Source organism: Bacillus sp. S4 (genome assembly GCF_040838205.1).
Classification (GTDB): Bacteria; Bacillota; Bacilli; order Bacillales; family Bacillaceae_G; genus Bacillus_A; species Bacillus_A cereus_U.
In genome coordinates this window covers 1-18,617 of the sequence record NZ_JBFPJI010000043.1, presented here as the reverse complement: position 1 = coordinate 18,617, position 18,617 = coordinate 1, and the positions used below count along the sequence as shown (strand labels likewise).

Here is an 18,617-nt window from a genome sequence, read left to right as displayed (position 1 = left end):
ATTTATATATTTTATAAAGATGAGGATACTATTATGGAGAAACTCTTAAAGTTTGGTTTAGTAGGAATCTTTAATACACTCATTACAATTATTTGCTTCATGATATTAGTAAAACTTGGAATGAATTATCTCGTTGCGAATACCATTTCATATTTACTTGGTGTTGCTAATAGCTACTACTGGAATAAAAATTGGGTGTTTAAATCTAGCAATAAAAGCACGTCAGTGTTTTTCAAATTTCTAACTGTAAATTTAATTGTATTAGCTTTTAATACATTAAGTTTGTTTATATTAGTAGATAAACTTGCTTTCAATACATTTATTGCACAGATCTTTGCAATTGGCGTCGGAATGATTATGAACTTTTTCCTTAATAAAATTTGGACATTTAATGAAACCGAAAGCCCTACTAATTAAAAAATTGAAGCAATTTATTAAAACTACGGAGGATACAAAATGGAAAAATTAATTTCGATTGTAGTTCCTATGTACTTCGAGGAAGAAGTAGCACAGGAATGTTATAATCGTTTAAAGTCCGTTATGCTGCAAAATAATATTAATTATGAATTGGTCTTTGTAAACGATGGTAGTACAGATCGTACAATGGAAATCCTATCAGAAATATCTGCAAATGATTATCGTACAAAAGTTGTTAATTTTGCACGCAACTTCGGACATCAAATAGCTGTTACTGCTGGTATTGCTGCTGCAAAAGGTGACGCTATTGTAATTATAGATGCAGACTTACAAGATCCACCAGAAGTTATTCCTGAACTTATTGCCAAATGGGAAGAAGGATATGAAGTTGTTTATGCAAAACGTAAACAACGTAAAGGTGAAACTTGGTTTAAACTGTTAACTGCTAAATATTTCTATAAATTCTTAAACTATATGTCTGATATCGATATTCCAAAAGATACAGGTGATTTCCGAATCATCGATCGCAAAGTTGCTGATGTTTTTAATCAAATGACGGAACGAAATCGCTTTATTCGCGGCATGATGTCTTGGGTTGGCTTCCGCCAAACGTATGTTGAATATGAACGTGATGAGCGCTTTGCTGGTGAAACAAAATATCCATTAAAGAAAATGATTAAGTTTGCATCCGATGGAATCATTGCATTTTCGACAAAACCGTTACGAATCGTTATGTCTTTAGGCTTATTATCAGTTCTCATTTCCATAATTGTCTTACTGTATACAATTACTGTGAAAATCATCGGAAATGATACTCAAACAGGTTGGGCATCTATTATGGTCGCAATTACATTCTTTAGCGGCATTCAATTACTTGGCCTTGGAATTGTAGGTCAGTATATTGCTCGTATTTATGACGAAAGTAAAAACCGTCCGATTTATATCGTGAAAGAAACAATTAACATTGAAAAAGAAGCGACTGCACAGAAAAAAGAAAAAGTGCACGTATAAAAAAAAGGTAACAATGAAAAACATCATTGTTACCTTTTTATATTGTAATACCCCATAAGTCGCAAACGAAATTCTTTTAAATTTGGATATGCCTCTAAATTAGACAGCATCCCTTGAATAACTGGAATCCTTGGATTTGGTAATCTCATTTCTGCCTCCAAAACATCTAGCGTAACAAGCAATTCATCATCTTCTAATTGATCCGCTAATGTACGCTTAAACACAATAATTTCTTTTAAAAAATGTTCTTTAACTTGTTCCTTAATAAGCTCTGATTTACAAAAAAACTCTCCAAGCCTTTCTTCATGTAAAACGGGTTCTTCCAAAGATTCTATGAGTCCATCTACTAGATGATCTACCCTTTTTAAAATAAACGTCGACACATAGGACAAATCAATTTCTGGTGTTTGTAAAATAATTAGTTCTAAATATCCACGACATATCCCTTCCACCATAATTACTAAATCCAATACATACGGCATAACCTTGTCACCATAAATAGACAACAAACTATTTCGATAAAATGCGTGAGACTCTAATTTCATCCGCATCATAAATTCTTCCACTTCTTTATTAAAAGGAATAGCATTTTCTCTCGCATGCATAATAATAAATTCCTTATGCTTCTGTATATCAGTAAACTGACAATGCAATTGTTTTGCAAATTTTTCACGTGGTAATAACGATTCTTTTTCAATATCCATCATTTTATGTTGAATCTTATCATAATAATATCGAAGTGTTGCTAATAACAGCTCATCTTTCGATTTAAAATATAAGTAAAAAGCCCCTTTTGATATACCGCAGGCTGTGACGATTTCTTGTACTGATGTCGCATTCACACCCTTGGTCGCAAATAACTTCATAGCCATCTCTATAATTAAGCGCTCTTTTTCTTTCATATCTTCTCTCCTAAATTTAATCTCGCATCTTATACTACATACATCTCGCTACTTGTGGCAGTAAAATTCCACTTAATTAAAGTTTCACTTTATTATACCATCTCTTTTCATTGACGACTGACCAATCAGTCAGTTATATTATGTATTAGACTGACCGATTGGTCAATACAATAAAAAGGGAGCGCAAACATGAACAAAATCATCAATTTCGCGTTAAAAAATAAGTTCGCGGTTTGGCTACTAACCATTATTGTTACTATTGCAGGCATTTATTCTGGGATGAATATGAAGTTAGAAACAATTCCTGATATTACAACGCCTATTGTAACAGTAACTACGGTTTATCCTGGTGCTACACCAGAAGAAGTAGCTGATAAAATTTCAAAACCAATGGAAGAGCAACTCCAAAATTTAAGTGGTGTAAACGTTGTTAGTTCATCATCTTATCAAAACGCATCTTCTATTCAGGTAGAATATGATTTTGATAAAAATATGGAAAAAGCCGAAACGGAAATTAAAGAATCGCTCGCAAACGTGAAACTGCCCGAAGGTGTGAAAGACCCGAAAGTCTCACGAGTAAACTTTAATGCCTTTCCTGTTATTTCATTAAGCGTAGCAAGTAAAAATGAATCTTTAGCTGCCTTAACAGAAAATGTAGAAAAAAATGTTGTTCCTGGATTAAAAGGACTTGATGGTGTCGCATCTGTTCAAATCGCAGGTCAACAAGTAGACGAAGTACAGCTTGTCTTCAAAAAAGATAAGATGAAAGAATTAGGTTTAAGTGAAGATACCGTAAAAAATATGATTAAAGGTTCGGACGTATCGTTACCACTTGGCTTATATACATTTAAAGATACGGAAAAATCAGTTGTTGTAGATGGTAACATTACAACAATTAAAGCATTAAAAGAATTAAAAATTCCAGCTATCCCTTCATCACCGAATGGTCAAGGTAATCAAAATGCTGGTGCTGGAACACAAGCACCACAGATGAATCCAGCCGCTATGAACGGCATACCAACGGTTACATTAGAAGAAATTGCTGATATTAAAGAAGTCGGAAAAGCAGAGTCTATTTCTCGAACAAATGGAAAAGAAGCAATCGGAATTCAAATTGTGAAGGCTGCTGATGCGAATACAGTTGATGTTGTAAATGCAGTTAAAGATAAAGTAAAAGACCTTGAGAAAAAATATAAAGACTTAGAGATTATTTCAACATTCGATCAAGGTGCGCCTATTGAAAAATCAGTCGAAACAATGCTTAGCAAAGCTATTTTCGGTGCTATCTTTGCGATTGTTATTATTATGTTGTTCCTGCGAAACATTCGAACAACGCTAATCTCTGTCGTTTCTATACCACTTTCTTTATTAATTGCTGTCTTAGTCATAAAACAAATGGATATTACGCTTAACATCATGACACTTGGAGCAATGACAGTCGCTATCGGACGTGTCGTCGATGACTCCATTGTTGTTATTGAAAATATTTACCGACGTATGTCGTTATCAGAAGAAAAATTACGTGGAAAAGATTTAATTCGTGAAGCTACGAAAGAAATGTTTATCCCAATTATGTCTTCTACAATTGTAACAATCGCTGTATTCTTACCTCTTGGACTTGTAAAAGGTATGATTGGTGAAATGTTCTTACCATTTGCTTTAACAATTGTTTTTGCCCTACTCGCTTCCTTACTTGTGGCAGTTACAATTGTACCGATGCTAGCACATTCCTTATTCAAGAAGGAAAGCATGAGAGAAAAAGAAGTACATCATGAGGAAAAACCAAGCAAACTAGCAAACGGATATAAACGTATACTTGAATGGGCGTTAAACCATAAAATTATTACATCAAGTATCGCTGTCCTTCTATTAGTTGGTAGTCTTGCTCTTGTGCCAATTATCGGTGTAAGCTTCTTACCATCTGAAGAAGAAAAAATGATCATTGCAACATACAATCCTGAGCCAGGTCAAACGTTAGACGACGTTGAAAAAATCGCAACGAAAGCTGAGAAGCATTTCCAAGATAAAAAAGACGTCAAAACAATTCAATTCTCATTAGGTGGCGAAAACCCAATGAGCCCTGGTCAATCAAATCAAGCAATGTTCTTCGTTCAATATGATAACGATACGAAAAACTTTGAAAAAGAGAAAGAACAAGTCGTTAAAGATTTACAAAAGATGTCTGGAAAAGGTGAATGGAAAAACCAAGATTTCGGAGCAAGTGGCGGTAGTAACGAAATTAAGCTATACGTTTATGGAGATAGCTCTGAAGAAATTAAGCCTGTCGTGAAAGACATTCAAAATATCATGAAGAAAAATAAAGATTTAAAAGACGTAGACTCTAGTGTTGCAAAAACATATGCAGAATATACTTTAGTCGCTGATCAAGAAAAGTTAAGTAAAATGGGGCTAACTGCTGCTCAAATTGGGATGGGACTTTCGAATCAACACGATCGCCCTGTTCTAACAACAATTAAAAAAGACAGTAAAGATATAAATGTATATGTAGAAACTGAAAAACAAAACTATGAAACGATCGATGACTTAACAAATCGTAAAATTACAACGCCACTTGGTAATGAAGTTGCTGTTAAAGATGTTATGACTGTAAAAGAAGGTGAAACTTCTAACACAGTAACACATCGTGATGGCCGTGTTTATGCGGCGGTTAGTGCGAAATTAACATCTGATGACGTTTCAAAAGCATCTGCCGCTGTTCAAAAAGAAGTAGATAAAATGGATCTTCCTTCTGGTGTAGATGTTTCTATGGGCGGTGTTACACAAGACATTCAAGAATCATTCAAACAACTTGGCTTAGCGATGTTAGCTGCGATTGCTATTGTATACTTCGTTCTTGTTGTTACATTTGGCGGTGCCCTTGCACCATTCGCAATTTTATTCTCGCTACCATTCACAATCATCGGTGCACTCGTTGCCTTATTAATCTCTGGCGAAACGTTAAGTGTATCTGCGATGATTGGGGCTCTTATGCTAATTGGTATCGTTGTAACAAACGCTATCGTGCTCATTGACCGCGTTATTCATAAAGAAAATGACGGCCTATCAACACGTGAAGCATTATTAGAAGCTGGTGCAACACGCCTGCGTCCTATCTTAATGACTGCAATTGCAACAATCGGGGCTCTTATCCCGCTTGCATTAGGATTTGAAGGTAGCGGCTTAATTTCTAAAGGACTTGGCGTAACCGTAATTGGTGGATTAACAAGTTCAACGTTATTAACACTTCTTATTGTTCCAATCGTTTATGAAGCACTAAGCAAATTTAAAAAGAAAAAAGTAAAATAAAAAATAACCTCGCTGACTGCGAGGTTATTTTTTATTCCCAAACAAGATGAGAAAATCACCATATCCTTCTTTTTCTAACTCTTCTTTTTGAATAAAGCGTAGCGCTGCTGAATTAATACAGTAACGAAGGCCATTTGGTCCTGGACCGTCTGGAAATACATGCCCCAGATGTGAATCTCCTTCTTTACTTCTCACTTCCGTACGCGTCATATTATGGCTAACATCCATTTTCTTTTTCACACTAGCTGACATAACTGGTTTCGTAAAACTCGGCCATCCACAGCCGCTATCGAACTTATCGAAAGAAGTAAATAATGGTTCACCCGAAGCAATATCTACATAAAGCCCTTCTTCTTTATGATTCCAATATTCATTTTGAAAAGGCGGTTCAGTTCCATTTTCCTGTGTTACATAAAACTGCATCTCGTTTAATCTTTCTTTTAAATGAGCATTATTCTTTGGCCAATGTTGTTTAATAAAAGTATCTCGTCCTGATCCTTTACGGTATAACTCATAGCGGAATGTGTTTTTCTTATGATAGCCTTGATGATATTCTTCAGCCAGATAAAACGTAGTAGCTGGCAATATTTTTGTAGCAACCGGCTTCGAAAAACGTCCACTCTTCTCAAGCTCTTCTTTTGAAACCTCTGCCTTTTTATGTTGTTCTTCATTATGATAAAAAATCACTGTTTCATAAGACTGTCCACGGTCGTGGAATTGCCCCCCCATATCAGTCGGGTCAATCTGTCTCCAATATATATTTAACAACTCTTCATACGGCATTTTATTTGCATCAAATGTAATTTGTACTGCTTCATAATGCCCAGTTGTTTCCGAGCACACTTCTTTATACGTTGGATTCTCTTTATGGCCACCTGTATAGCCTGAAACAACCTGTATAATCCCTTCCATCTCTTCAAACGGCGAAACCATGCACCAGAAACACCCACCAGCAAATGTAGCTAATTCCTTCTTTTCATTTATAGCCATTATTTCACCCCAATTGTATATTATTCTTACAGTATGGCATAGAATACCATACTTTATAAAAGAAAAAGCATCGAATATCGATGCTTTTTCTTACTTTATTTTTTAGAAAAATCCTTCTCAGTTTCATCACTTGTCACATCTAAAACATCTAATAAGAATATGAAGATTGGGATACCGATAATAAGCCCCCATACACCTAAGAAATGCTCAGAAAAAATTAACACCATAAATGTGTAGAAGATTGGTAAATTTGTTTTTTGTGACATAAACTTCGGATTTAATACATAACTTTCAAGCGCATGAATTACTGTTACGATAACTACAATATAAACGACATACATAATACCGCCGATATTGTAAGCAATCATACAGAGTGGGAATAACGAGATAATAACACCCGCCACTGGAATTAAACCAAGCAAGAAAATCATTAACGCTAAACCTAGTAATTGAGGGAATCCTAATATCCATAATGCGATAACAGATAAAACACAGTTAACAATTGCAATTAAAAATTGTGCTTCGATTACTTTTCCGAATGAACGTGCAAATTTCTTTCCGAAATACTCTATTTCGTTATAAAAAATTGCAAGTCGACTTTCTTTAAATTTCGAAGTAAAAGCAACAATACGTGCTTTTTCAAGTAAGAAAAATAAGCTCAAAATTACAGAAAGTAAAACTTGAAGGCCAAATTTCCCAACATTCGTAATAGATTTATACAAAATGTCTACGCCTTGCCCTACATATTTAGAAAGCTCCATATGATTCACAGCATTAACTGCATACTTAATTAATTCACTATCAGGTGGATTTCTTAAAAATACATTGAATTGATAAATCAATTGTGAAATTTGTATTGTTAATACCGGTAAATATTTAAATAGCGTAATGGCAATTCCTGCCACTAACATTACATATAAAAGCGCTATAATAATTTTCCGATTAATTGGCATGAAATGATCTAATTTACGAGAAATAAACTTTTGGAATCGATCCATTAAATACGTCAACATAAACGTAATTAAAATTAAATTTAACATACTTTGCATCCCATACAATATGAGAGCAAGTAATACTAATACGATTAACCTCTGAAATCCTTTGCTTTGAAACAGGTTTTTTATTTGCATAATCGACGAGTACTCTCTCCTGTCCTATAAAGTAAAACTTTAACAAGTAGCTCTCTCTATTCTCTACTTATAATTATCCTTTAATATTAAAGCCATTGCGAGCAATTTATCTTCAACCTTAACCGCTCGTTAATTGTGCTATATATTATGTTACTTCTTATTTTACAATACAATGACCTATTTCAAAACGCATTATGCACAGTATTAATGAAGATTTAAGGAAACTTTTATTCTTCAATAGGTCTTACCACTACTGTAACATAAAAAGCAAGCTATCAGTAGAAATCCGTCCTACAAATAGCTTGCTTTTATATTTTTTTAAGTAAGTTATATTACCCAATGAATGGCATAAACATCGGAATGATAACTACTGTTACAACACCAACTACTGTCACAGCGATACTTGCCATAGCTGCTTCTACTTCACCCATTTCGATACCTACTGCAACCCCTAACGCATGTCCCGCTGTTCCAAGAGCTAAACCTTTAGCAATCGGATGTTTAACTCTAAATGTTTTTAAGAATAAAGCTCCTAATGCGTATACGATAACTGCATTAAAGATAACTGCAAATGATGTAATTGCTGGAATACCACCGATACTTTCAGAGATTGGTAATGCAATTGCTGTTGTTGCTGCCTGCGGTAACATTGAGTTCATTACAGCTGTATCTAAACCAATTGCTTTTGCGACAATGAACACAACAACCACTGAACAAATAGATCCAACCACGATAGCCGATAAAATTTGCCACCAATATTTTTTTAACTTATCAACTTGTTTATATAATGGAATTGCAAATGCGATTGTTGCTGGTTCTAAGAAGAAACTAATCATCTTTCCGCCCGTATTATATTCCTCAAAGGTAAAGTTACCTACCTTTAAAAATATAATCCCTAATACCATTGCTACGAATAATGGTGTAAATAAGAAGAATCCTTTTGAGTGTTTGAATAAAAACGTTCCGATTCCGTATGCAATTAATGAAACGACGATTCCGAAATATGGAGTCATTGTGCTTGTCATGTTCATTACCTCCTAACCATGTATGGTCTAAAATAGTCACGCGACTTTTCCGTGTTTGCTTCCTTTGTTTACAACTTTCAACTCTTTTGTATCTTTTGTTTCTTTGTCATCTTTACCTAAAATCAATTGTGCAAATAAACCTGTTACAGCAAGTAAAATAATTGTTGCGACAACGATTACAGTTAGAATTTGTACGAAATATTGGCTCATTACACCAAGAGAGTTAATAACTGAAATACCTGACGGGACGAAAAGGAATCCGATAATACCTGTTAAAGCTGTTCCGAGTGATTCAACTTGCTCCAATTTAATAACCTTTAAACATAATAGACTAAATAAAACGACTAACCCGATTACTGATGAAGGCATCGGAATTGGTAAATGGGTTGCGATAATATTAGAAACTAACATAATAGCTGAAAAAACGAATATTTGTGATAGAAAACCATATACTTTTTTTGTGCTCATTTTGGCCACCTCTTTTGATTTGGTACCTTTATTTTATAGGATATAAACACCAAAGTAAGCGTTTACATAACGGGATGTCAAATATATACAGCCAATTACAATAATCATACGGTGAAATACAAAAGCTGCTTCTTAAATACGAAGCAGCTTTTTAAGTTCTTTTGCATATGTACGGCTAACTGGGACTTTGGATCCCTCTTTCATAATTAAGTTATAAGTCGAATTAAACCACGGCTGTATTTCAGAAATATGATTAATATTAGCAACGAAACTACGATGAACACGCATAAAAATTGTTTGTGGTAATTTCTTTTCCAAAATGACAAGCGTATCATGTGTTACATATGTTTCTTTCATTGTTTTTACAGTTACTTTCCCATCTACAAGCCCCACATAAATAATATCTTCAATATTAACAAGTACAATTGATTCCTCAATCGGTAATGCTAATTTATGCATTTCGGTCGTTACATCTTGCTTTGTTTCTAATTTTATTTGCTTTTGTTTTTTATATTTCTTTAATGTCTGTACGATACGTTCTTCATCAAATGGCTTTAAAATGTAATCTAATGCATCTACTTCAAATGCTTGCAGCGCATATTGATCATATGCAGTAGCAAACACAATTGAAGGTGGATTTTTCATTTTCTTTAATATATTTGCGATTTCAAATCCGTTATCATCAGATAACTGAATATCTAGAAAAACAATATCTGGTTTGTTTTTCATTAATTCTTCTAATGCATCCTCTACACAATCCGCCTCACCAATTATCTCTACTTCTTTTGTTTGCTCTAATAAATATTTCAATTCATCCCGTGCTAACATTTCATCATCAACTACTAATACTTTTAACACTCCGTTTTTCCTCCTCTACTTTTTTCGGAATTACAAAGAGGATCTTTGTCCCTTGATCCAATTCACTTTCAATTTGAAGCATTGTCTCTTTCCCAAATAACCCGATAAGTCGTTCATTAATATTATATAAAGCTGTTCCAGTCCCTTTCTTTGATGGAACTACCATTTTTCCTAATTGCTCTAGACGTTCAATCTCAATCCCTTGTCCATTATCCTTCACTTCAAAGTGAACCATTCCTTCTTTTTCAAACACATGTACCTCGACTTGGCACACTGGCTGCTTTTTCGGAAAAGCATGGCGCAATGCATTTTCAACTAATAACTGAAGCACAAATGGTGGAACTAAAGTCACCTTTAGCGCCTCTTCAATGTACATCTTCACTTCATACTTATTCGGAAATCTCGCTTGCTCTAACGATAAATATGCATGTACATGATTCAACTCTTGTTCTAATGGAATAAGTAATTGTCGTGCCCCTTGCAAATTACAACGAAAATAAACGCTAAGCTGCAATAATAATTTTCTCGCCTTCTCTACATCTGTTCGGCATAAAGCTGATACTGTATTAATTGCATTAAATAAAAAATGCGGATTGATTTGTGCTTGCAGCGCTTTTATTTCGGCATCTTGCAATAACTTACTTTGTAACTCAGCTTCACCTAACTCAAGCTGTGTGGAGAATATTTTCGCTAGCCCTTCCGCTAACTCTTCTTCAACACGACTTAATTGATTAGAGTTTTTAAAATAAAGTTTTAATGTTCCTATCGTATTTCCATGTGAAGTTAATGGAATAACAACTGCCGCTTGTAATGGACACCCTTCATGTTGACAATTAATAATCTCACGTGATTTCGCCTTCATTATTTCCCCTGTTTTTAATACTTCTTTTGATAAACCTGTTATTAAACTGTGTGAAGGAATATGATGATCTGATGCTAATCCAACGTGAGCTAAGATTTTCTCTGTATCTGTTAAGGATACCGCATCTGTTCCTGTAAAGCGGTGAATAATTTGTGCCACATGTTTACAAGACTCTTCCGTTAACCCTTGGCGGAAATATGGTAACGTCTTATCAGCAATTCGTAATACTTTATGCGTTTGTAAAGCTTTTGCGTTTTCTTCTTGTCGTAAAATAGCTAGTATCATCGAAAGTAAAATAAAACTGCCAAAACTATTTACAAGAATCATCGGTAGCGCAATTGTTTTCACAACACTAAGTCCATCTTCTATAATTAATAGAATCATAAGCATTTCTAAAGTAACGATAAAAACACTTAAAACCGCAGAAAATTTAGGTGTAATAGTACGGTTATATTTTTTGAAGATGTATCCAATATAACCTGTTATAATCCCAGCCAAAATTGATGAGATTGCACAACTTACTGCCGTGGTCCCGCCAAGCATATAACGATGAATACCCGCAATAGAACCTACTCCAATTCCGACGATAGGACCACCTAGCAACCCACTAATTCCCACACCCATAATTCGTGTATTCGCAATTGTGCTGGATGATGAAACACCTTGTAACCAATTTTCATTCATAATAGTATTTCCTGCTATTTCAATCCCTGTGTAATTGCTCACAATTGTAAACACTGAAAAAATACAAATAAGCTTAAACTTATCTACATATCCGTCTTGCTTATGAAGAAGACGCCGGAACGTTTTAATATGAGAAAGTAAAAATCCTAAAATAACAATAAGTCCGACGCGTTCAATCATCATAAGTACTAAATTTAGCATCTGTGATTCATTCCTTTTTATATTAGTTAGTTTTATTATGGGAAAATAATGAAGCGTGCGTCAAGAAGAATGAAATGCTTTTTGAAATATTTTACACATAACAATCGCCCCTTTATTTGACAATCTAGTAGAAGAGTGCTAAAAATAAAGTAATATAATACAGTCCTTTAACCCAACCCCGTGAGGTTGAGAAGGAAGTCGGAATATAATATACGTATGTTCTCTTATAAGGGGGCTACGTATGCTTTTTGGCCTTCTCATCATATCAGGTGAGAAGGCCTTTTGTTATTCTTCCATAGCGACTGTAGAAGAAAATTAGGAGGAGTAATAATGAACATTACTACTGATGTACAACCAACAACAGAGGAGACGAAAGAAAAAAGATATAAAACATTATTTGGTTCTGCGCTAGGATATGCAGCAGAAGGATTAGATATGTTGCTCTTATCTTTCGTACTTGTCTACATTCTAAAAGAATTTCACCTTAGCCCTGTCGAGGGAGGGAACTTAACATTAGCCACAACAATTGGGATGTTAATTGGTTCCTATTTATTCGGATTTATTGCTGATTTATTCGGTCGTATTCGTACAATGGCCTTTACAATCTTACTATTTTCACTAGCAACCGCACTTATTTATTTCGCAACAGATTATTGGCAATTATTAATTCTTCGCTTTTTAGTTGGAATGGGCGTTGGTGGTGAATTCGGGATTGGAATGGCCATCGTAACAGAAACATGGTCTAAAGAAATGCGCGCTAAAGCGACATCAGTTGTTGCACTTGGCTGGCAATTTGGCGTCCTGGTTGCTTCACTCCTTCCAGCATTTATCGTCCCGCATTTTGGATGGAGAGCTGTTTTCTTATTTGGACTAATTCCAGCTTTACTAGCTGTCTATGTACGTAAAAGTTTAAGTGAACCGAAAATATGGGAACAAAAACAACGCTACAAAAAGGAATTGTTACAAAAAGAAGATGAAGGTAATTTAACGACTACTGAAGCAGAACAACTAAAACAAATGAAAAAGTTCCCACTTCGAAAGTTATTTGCAAGTAAAAAAGTAACAATAACAACAATTGGTCTTATTATCATGTCATTTATCCAGAACTTCGGATATTATGGAATTTTCACATGGATGCCAACTATTCTAGCGAATAAATATAACTATACATTAGCAAAAGCAAGCGGTTGGATGTTCATTTCTACTATTGGTATGCTAATTGGAATTGCAACCTTTGGTATTCTAGCCGATAAAATTGGCCGCCGCAAAACATTTTCATTATATTATATTGGCGGTACTATATACTGCCTCATTTACTTCTTCCTATTCACAGATGCGACATCATTGTTATGGGGAAGTGCCCTACTTGGATTCTTTGCAAATGGAATGATGGGAGGATTCGGAGCGATTTTAGCTGAAAATTATCCTGCTGAAGCTCGCTCTACGGCAGAAAACTTTATTTTTGGCACAGGGCGTGGGTTAGCTGGATTTGGACCGGTTATTATTGGATTACTCGCTACGGGCGGCAATCTACTTGGAGCGTTGTCCCTAATTTTTATTATCTATCCAATCGGATTGATTACGATGCTATTATGTGTACCCGAAACAAAGGGAAAAGTGTTAGATTAAGCATAAAAGAGGAAGCATCTCACTTAAGATGCTTCCTCTTTTCAATGTTTGTTTATTATTTACTTTGATTTACTAGCTTTCTGGAATAAGAAAGCTGTTTTATCTTTTTCTTCTACAATTCCTTGCTTTAATGCTAATTCCCCTGCAACTTTAGGTGCTAGCCACAGCATCGGGAATAATAGAATTGATACAGGAACAGCCGTCACTACAATAAAGGATTGTAGTGCATTAATACTTCCCTCACCCATATATAAAAGAATTGCTGCAACTGCGCCCATAATAAGCGACCAAAAAATTCGCAAGCTAATTCTAGGATCTCCATCTCCGGTCACTGCCATTGAAATGGAATAGGCCATTGAATCTCCTGTTGTCACTACAAATAAAATTGTTAATAAAAGAAATGCTGGTCCGATAATATTAGAAAGTGGTAATTGTTGCGTAATTGCAATCATAGCTGCTGGCATACCAGATTCACTTAATGCCACCGAGATAGAGCCTGGCTTCATTAACTCATAAAACACACCAGATCCGCCCAGTATAGTAAACCAAAACGTTGTAATAATAGGTGCGATAATTCCAATTGCAACGATTATTTCTCGAATCGTTCTTCCTCTTGAAATTCGGCTCACTAAAATTGCCATCATCGGTCCATATCCAATAAACCATCCCCAGAAGAAGATTGTCCACGACCCTAACCAGCCTGTATCACCACGATATGTGCTTATTGGAATAAATTCATGTATATAAAATCCAAACGAAGAAACAAATGAATCAATAATAAATCCACCTGGTCCAAATAATAATACGAATGCCATTAATAAAATTGCTAGTCTAACATTTAAATCACTTATAATTTGAATCCCTTTATCAATTCCCGTTACCGCAGATATAGTAGAAACAGCTACTACACAAACAATAATGGCTAATTGAGTAGTAAACACATCAGGAATTCCAAACAATGCTTGTAATCCGTAACTTGCTTGTAGTCCTAAAAATCCAATTGGACCAATTGTCCCTGCAGCTACCGCAATAATTGCAAACACATCGATCATTGTTCCAAGCCAACTCTTTCGCAATTTCTCCCCAAAAATAGGATATAAAAGCGTTCGAGGTTTTAACGGCATACCTTTATGATAATGCCCATACATCATAACTACTGCACTAATTGTCCCTAAAATCGTCCATGCTAAGAAACCCCAGTGCATATAACTTTGTGCTAAAGCAGGCATGACTGCTTCTTGCGTTCCAGCGGATACACCTTCATGTATTGGCGGAACTGTCATAAAATGATACATCGGCTCTGCTGCTGCCCAGAAAACACCACCGCCAGCAAGTAGCGTAGCCATAATAATTGCTAACCATTTCGCCGTACTAATCTCAGGCTTATCTAGCCCCCCGAGTTTAACCCTCCCATATTTTGAAAAGGCCATACCCATCGCAACGACAAATGTACCAATTAATAAAACTTGCCAAAAAGCACCAAAATATTTAATTGAAGCTGTAAAACTGCTATTAATGACTCCCTCTACGTAACTTTTATTTAAAATAACTGCAATTACAAATAATAAAAGTGAGCCACCACTAATAAGAAATACAGGCCAATCAGTTTTTTGACTCTTCATCCTCATTTACCTTCCTCCTTCCTCAGCAATCTAAAAAAACAACTTCATTATGTTTTATTGTTTATATTCCACACACAGTAATTATATAAGTATAATGCTTTAGTGATTTCACACACTTATGTTGTCCCTAAAAATATGCTAAATCCTTTATTTTAAAAGAATATTCTATTTCTCTTACATAAAAACGCAAAACAAAAGACCTTATATTTCTATAAGGTCTTCGAAACAGAAATTTGATTATAACACAAGGAAATGGCCGTTTCAAAAAAGGTCGTGCTAAAAGAGCTAGAAGTAAAGGCTTCCAACTGCTATCTAATAGGAATTAAAAAAAATTTAAATTTCACGATTGATACCTTTATATTACAAACTACTTATGGAAGAAATTAGGAGAGATAATGTCATTTGGATACGGTTTATGATAAATATGAGTTGCAGCAGGTGATAACGGAGGAATTAACCATACCCAGTTGCCAGTTACAACCCGTCCACAAGCAACTTCTTGCTTCTCAAACTGCTGAAATTGCTGGGCGGCAGTATGGTGATCTACAATGCTAACCCCTTGTTTTTTGAAAGAATGTAAAACAGCTATATTTAACTCAATTAACGCTTTGTCTTTCCATAACGTACTATTTCTAGAAGTATCTAAATTCATCATCTCTGCAACTGCTGGAAGCAAATTATAACGGTCATGATCCGCTAAATTACGAGCACCAATTTCAGTCCCCATATACCATCCATTAAACGGGGCTGCTGTATAAGAAATACCACCAATTTCTAAACGCATGTCTGAAATCATCGGTACCCCATACCATTTTACTTCTAGTGATGAAATTGGGTACTCTGGATGTTCAATTGGTACCTCTTTCACTTCTTTTTTAGGAATTTCTTTATATACAGGATCCTTTCCATCAACAGAAAATACAAGCGGTAATACGTCAAAATGTGTACCTTCTCCTTGCCACCCAAGACCTTGACATAAATCAGTAAATGCGGCGGAGTGTGAGTCACCAATCACTCCCATTTCCGTTTTGTATCCTGCATATCGAATTAATTGATGATTATAAAGTCGTATATTATTCTCTTCACCTTGATATTGCTTAAAAATCGTAATTGTCGGTTTAACTTTCCCATCATTCGTCGCATATTTAATATGATGAATTAATGCATTATATACACCTTCCTCATCATTTACTTCACGCGCATCTAATATGTGCATCTTACTCCAAAATAATCTCCCAATGCATCTATTACTATTACGCCATGCCATTCGTGATCCATGAACAAGCTCTTCAAATGTATGCTCATACGTTCCAGTCTTTTCTATCTCTATTAAAATTTCGTTCATACGCTCTTTTATTAATTTCTCTTTATTAAGTTCTTTATAGCAAACGGTAATAAAATTACTTGCTTCCTCTATTAATTGTTTCGTTTTGCTCATAAACAATCTCCTTCTATCTCAACAAGACACTACTACTTTACAGTATAAGCAAAAAGGATAAGAGTCACAAACGAAATCAAAAGTGTTACTTTTATCGTAATATTTTTCGGAAAATTTTTAGAATTTTTGTTGACTTCCGAAAAAAATAAGTGTATTTTTTTACTTGAGTAAACTATTTTTACCTAGACCAACTTTTTAGGTAGAAAGGAGGTAATTTCACGTCTTCATTTCAATTGCCCAATCTTTCATATGACTATGATGAACTAGATCCATACATTGGTGTGATACATTAGCATTCATCATACATGTAAGGTAAATTTGGTGATGTAAAACTAGTATTGTTGAAATAATCATAAATCCCCTGGATTGCCACCGGGGGATTTATGATTATTTCAGTATATTTATGTAATGCTGTAAAACATTTTTGATTTCTGTATTTAATTCTCGGAATGAAAATCCTAATTCACGAGCCTTTCCATTATGTAACGTACAATTAGTCACTTCATTATAAGGTGCTATATTATCTCCTACTTCTTGAATAAGTGCTTTTATTCCCGTTCTTTCTTCTATGAAATGAATAACTTCTCCAGTAGAAACTACCCCGTTGCTACAAGCATTAATTGGTCCTTCTATGTTTCCCATTCCGCACCATGCTAAAAACTCTCCTGCTTCCTTTTCATGTATAAATGACAACTTTCCATCTACATGATCCACAAAGATAGGCTCTTGTTTCATAACATGTTCAACGTAAAATTGTAATCTTTTCGTATAATCATTTTCTCCAATAACAACGGGAAATCTTACCGCAACGACTGGGAAGGTTGCCTGTTGAAACAACACTGCTTCCGCTAATCTCTTTCCCTCACTATAAGTGAAATCCCCTCTATCTCCATACGTAATCGAATATTCATACGGGTTGAACTCTTCTTCTTGCAAGTTTAATGCAGGCTCATATACCGCCATTGAGGATGTCATAACATATTTTTTCACTCTACCACGTAATACTTTACATATAACTTTCGCGGCGTTCGGGCTATAACATAAATTATCGTATACGATATCATAACTTTTATCTTCTAGACGCTCTTTTAGTAGCTCTTCATCTTCTCTATCGACAATCAATCTTTTTACCGCACTACCGAAAGAATCTTCAGTAACTCCCCTCGTAGCAATTGTTATATCGTGCCCCTCTTGTAAAAGCGCTTCTACTAATTGCTTACCAAAAAACCTTGTTCCCCCTAGAACCAACACTTTTTTCACTTTCGTCATCCCCTATTTTGTAAAATACTACCTTAATTATAAACATGAATATAAATAAAAGCATGGAATCATTATAAAGATTCCATGCTTTCTTACATACGATACTTTAACGTACTCGATATTTAAAAATACAATAGCAGCAATAGAAAATAGAAATTACTGATACATAAACCCATAGTTCATATACGAATCCCTCTCCCCATACTCCCATAAAATAAAAGAGTGAAGGCAACGTCAATGTTACCCATGATTGTACAAAAGCAATTCTGCCAAGATATTGATTGATATTCTTTTTTTGTGCATTTAACACAAAGAATAAATACCAAAGTAATGCCCACATAAACCATGTTAACGCATTAACAACATCGTGGAATTGAACAAATGAAACAACCATATAGAATAAAGCAATAATTGCTACCCAAATACAGAACCAGCCTAGTCCACTACTATCCATCCCTTTAATAAAAGTAACGCCTACATATAAATAAGTTAAACCAAATAAAAAAGTAGCTGCATACGAATATACCGTCCAATTACTTTGATCAGAAATCATAATCAAATAGAACGGAATGATAATTTGTAATGCCCCCACAAATAAATTAAAAACACCTGCGCTTTTCATCTCTACTTTGCCTAATATGACAAGACTATTTAAAAATAAAGCTGCACCTGAAAGTAATAATCCTACATAACCCATATATATTCGTGTGAAAGTCTTTCCCTTTCACACTTTTAACCTCCCCACAATATAAAGTGATCCTTTATCCCGCATTAACGGGCAGTAAAACTCCCACCTCAAAATTCAGCTGGAGCA

General features: G+C 34.9%; 15 protein-coding genes. 4 read left to right on the top strand and 11 right to left on the bottom strand.

Annotation, left to right across the window (positions count from 1 at the left end):
* The first annotated feature begins 33 nt into the window (after positions 1–33).
* Together AB3X48_RS07745 and AB3X48_RS07740 are read left to right on the top strand one after the other, a co-directional pair.
* Positions 34–417: a GtrA family protein gene (locus AB3X48_RS07745; RefSeq protein ID WP_016106776.1), complete on the top strand. Its 384-nt coding sequence runs from the start codon at positions 34–36 to the stop codon at positions 415–417.
* Between the two features lie 39 nt (positions 418–456).
* Positions 457–1,428, top strand: coding sequence for a glycosyltransferase family 2 protein (locus AB3X48_RS07740; protein ID WP_016106777.1), 972 nt, complete (start codon positions 457–459; stop codon positions 1,426–1,428).
* Between the two features lie 29 nt (positions 1,429–1,457).
* On the opposite strand, the gene AB3X48_RS07735 is transcribed toward AB3X48_RS07740, so the two are convergent.
* The gene (locus AB3X48_RS07735) at positions 1,458–2,330 is read right to left on the bottom strand and encodes a TetR/AcrR family transcriptional regulator (RefSeq protein WP_016106778.1); all 873 of its coding nucleotides are present in this window, start codon (positions 2,328–2,330) and stop codon (positions 1,458–1,460) included.
* A 189-nt stretch (positions 2,331–2,519) separates the two neighbouring features.
* On the opposite strand from AB3X48_RS07735, the gene AB3X48_RS07730 reads away from it, so the two are divergent.
* Entirely contained in the window at positions 2,520–5,636 is a 3,117-nt protein-coding gene (locus AB3X48_RS07730) for an efflux RND transporter permease subunit (RefSeq protein WP_016106779.1), read from the top strand.
* A 24-nt stretch (positions 5,637–5,660) separates the two neighbouring features.
* On the opposite strand, the gene msrB is transcribed toward AB3X48_RS07730, so the two are convergent.
* The 6 genes from msrB to lytS all read right to left on the bottom strand — a co-directional run bounded on the left by msrB (position 5,661) and on the right by lytS (position 11,854).
* Complete coding sequence (gene msrB, locus AB3X48_RS07725; protein ID WP_016106780.1) at positions 5,661–6,626, bottom strand: peptide-methionine (R)-S-oxide reductase MsrB; 966 nt, start codon at positions 6,624–6,626, stop codon at positions 5,661–5,663.
* A gap of 95 nt (positions 6,627–6,721) precedes the next feature.
* The gene (locus tag AB3X48_RS07720) at positions 6,722–7,756 is read right to left on the bottom strand and encodes an AI-2E family transporter (RefSeq protein ID WP_002198704.1); all 1,035 of its coding nucleotides are present in this window, start codon (positions 7,754–7,756) and stop codon (positions 6,722–6,724) included.
* Between the two features lie 332 nt (positions 7,757–8,088).
* Entirely contained in the window at positions 8,089–8,781 is a 693-nt protein-coding gene (gene lrgB / locus AB3X48_RS07715; RefSeq protein WP_016106781.1) for an antiholin-like protein LrgB, read from the bottom strand.
* A gap of 36 nt (positions 8,782–8,817) precedes the next feature.
* Entirely contained in the window at positions 8,818–9,249 is a 432-nt protein-coding gene (gene lrgA / locus AB3X48_RS07710) for an antiholin-like murein hydrolase modulator LrgA (protein ID WP_016106782.1), read from the bottom strand.
* A 132-nt stretch (positions 9,250–9,381) separates the two neighbouring features.
* On the bottom strand, positions 9,382–10,107 hold the full coding sequence (locus AB3X48_RS07705) for a LytR/AlgR family response regulator transcription factor (RefSeq protein WP_016106783.1): 726 nt from the start codon (positions 10,105–10,107) through the stop codon (positions 9,382–9,384).
* Positions 10,085–11,854, bottom strand: a complete 1,770-nt coding sequence (gene lytS, locus AB3X48_RS07700; RefSeq protein WP_016106784.1) for a two-component system sensor histidine kinase LytS — start codon at positions 11,852–11,854, stop codon at positions 10,085–10,087. The genes AB3X48_RS07705 and lytS overlap by 23 nt, the downstream gene beginning before the upstream one ends.
* 330 nt (positions 11,855–12,184) lie before the next feature.
* Here lytS and AB3X48_RS07695 point away from each other — a divergent pair, with 330 nt between their 5' ends.
* Entirely contained in the window at positions 12,185–13,483 is a 1,299-nt protein-coding gene (locus AB3X48_RS07695; RefSeq protein ID WP_016106785.1) for an MFS transporter, read from the top strand.
* 59 nt (positions 13,484–13,542) lie between these two features.
* Here the strand turns inward: AB3X48_RS07695 and AB3X48_RS07690 are convergent, their stop codons facing one another.
* The 4 genes from AB3X48_RS07690 to AB3X48_RS07675 all read right to left on the bottom strand — a co-directional run bounded on the left by AB3X48_RS07690 (position 13,543) and on the right by AB3X48_RS07675 (position 18,500).
* The gene (locus AB3X48_RS07690) at positions 13,543–15,111 is read right to left on the bottom strand and encodes a BCCT family transporter (RefSeq protein WP_002113189.1); all 1,569 of its coding nucleotides are present in this window, start codon (positions 15,109–15,111) and stop codon (positions 13,543–13,545) included.
* A gap of 361 nt (positions 15,112–15,472) precedes the next feature.
* Positions 15,473–16,543, bottom strand: coding sequence for a nitric oxide synthase oxygenase (locus AB3X48_RS07685; RefSeq protein WP_002159684.1), 1,071 nt, complete (start codon positions 16,541–16,543; stop codon positions 15,473–15,475).
* A 387-nt stretch (positions 16,544–16,930) separates the two neighbouring features.
* Positions 16,931–17,812: an NAD-dependent epimerase/dehydratase family protein gene (locus tag AB3X48_RS07680; protein ID WP_033714919.1), complete on the bottom strand. Its 882-nt coding sequence runs from the start codon at positions 17,810–17,812 to the stop codon at positions 16,931–16,933.
* A gap of 97 nt (positions 17,813–17,909) precedes the next feature.
* Entirely contained in the window at positions 17,910–18,500 is a 591-nt protein-coding gene (locus AB3X48_RS07675) for an AmiS/UreI family transporter (RefSeq protein WP_002159682.1), read from the bottom strand.
* Between the last annotated feature and the right edge of the window lie 117 nt (positions 18,501–18,617).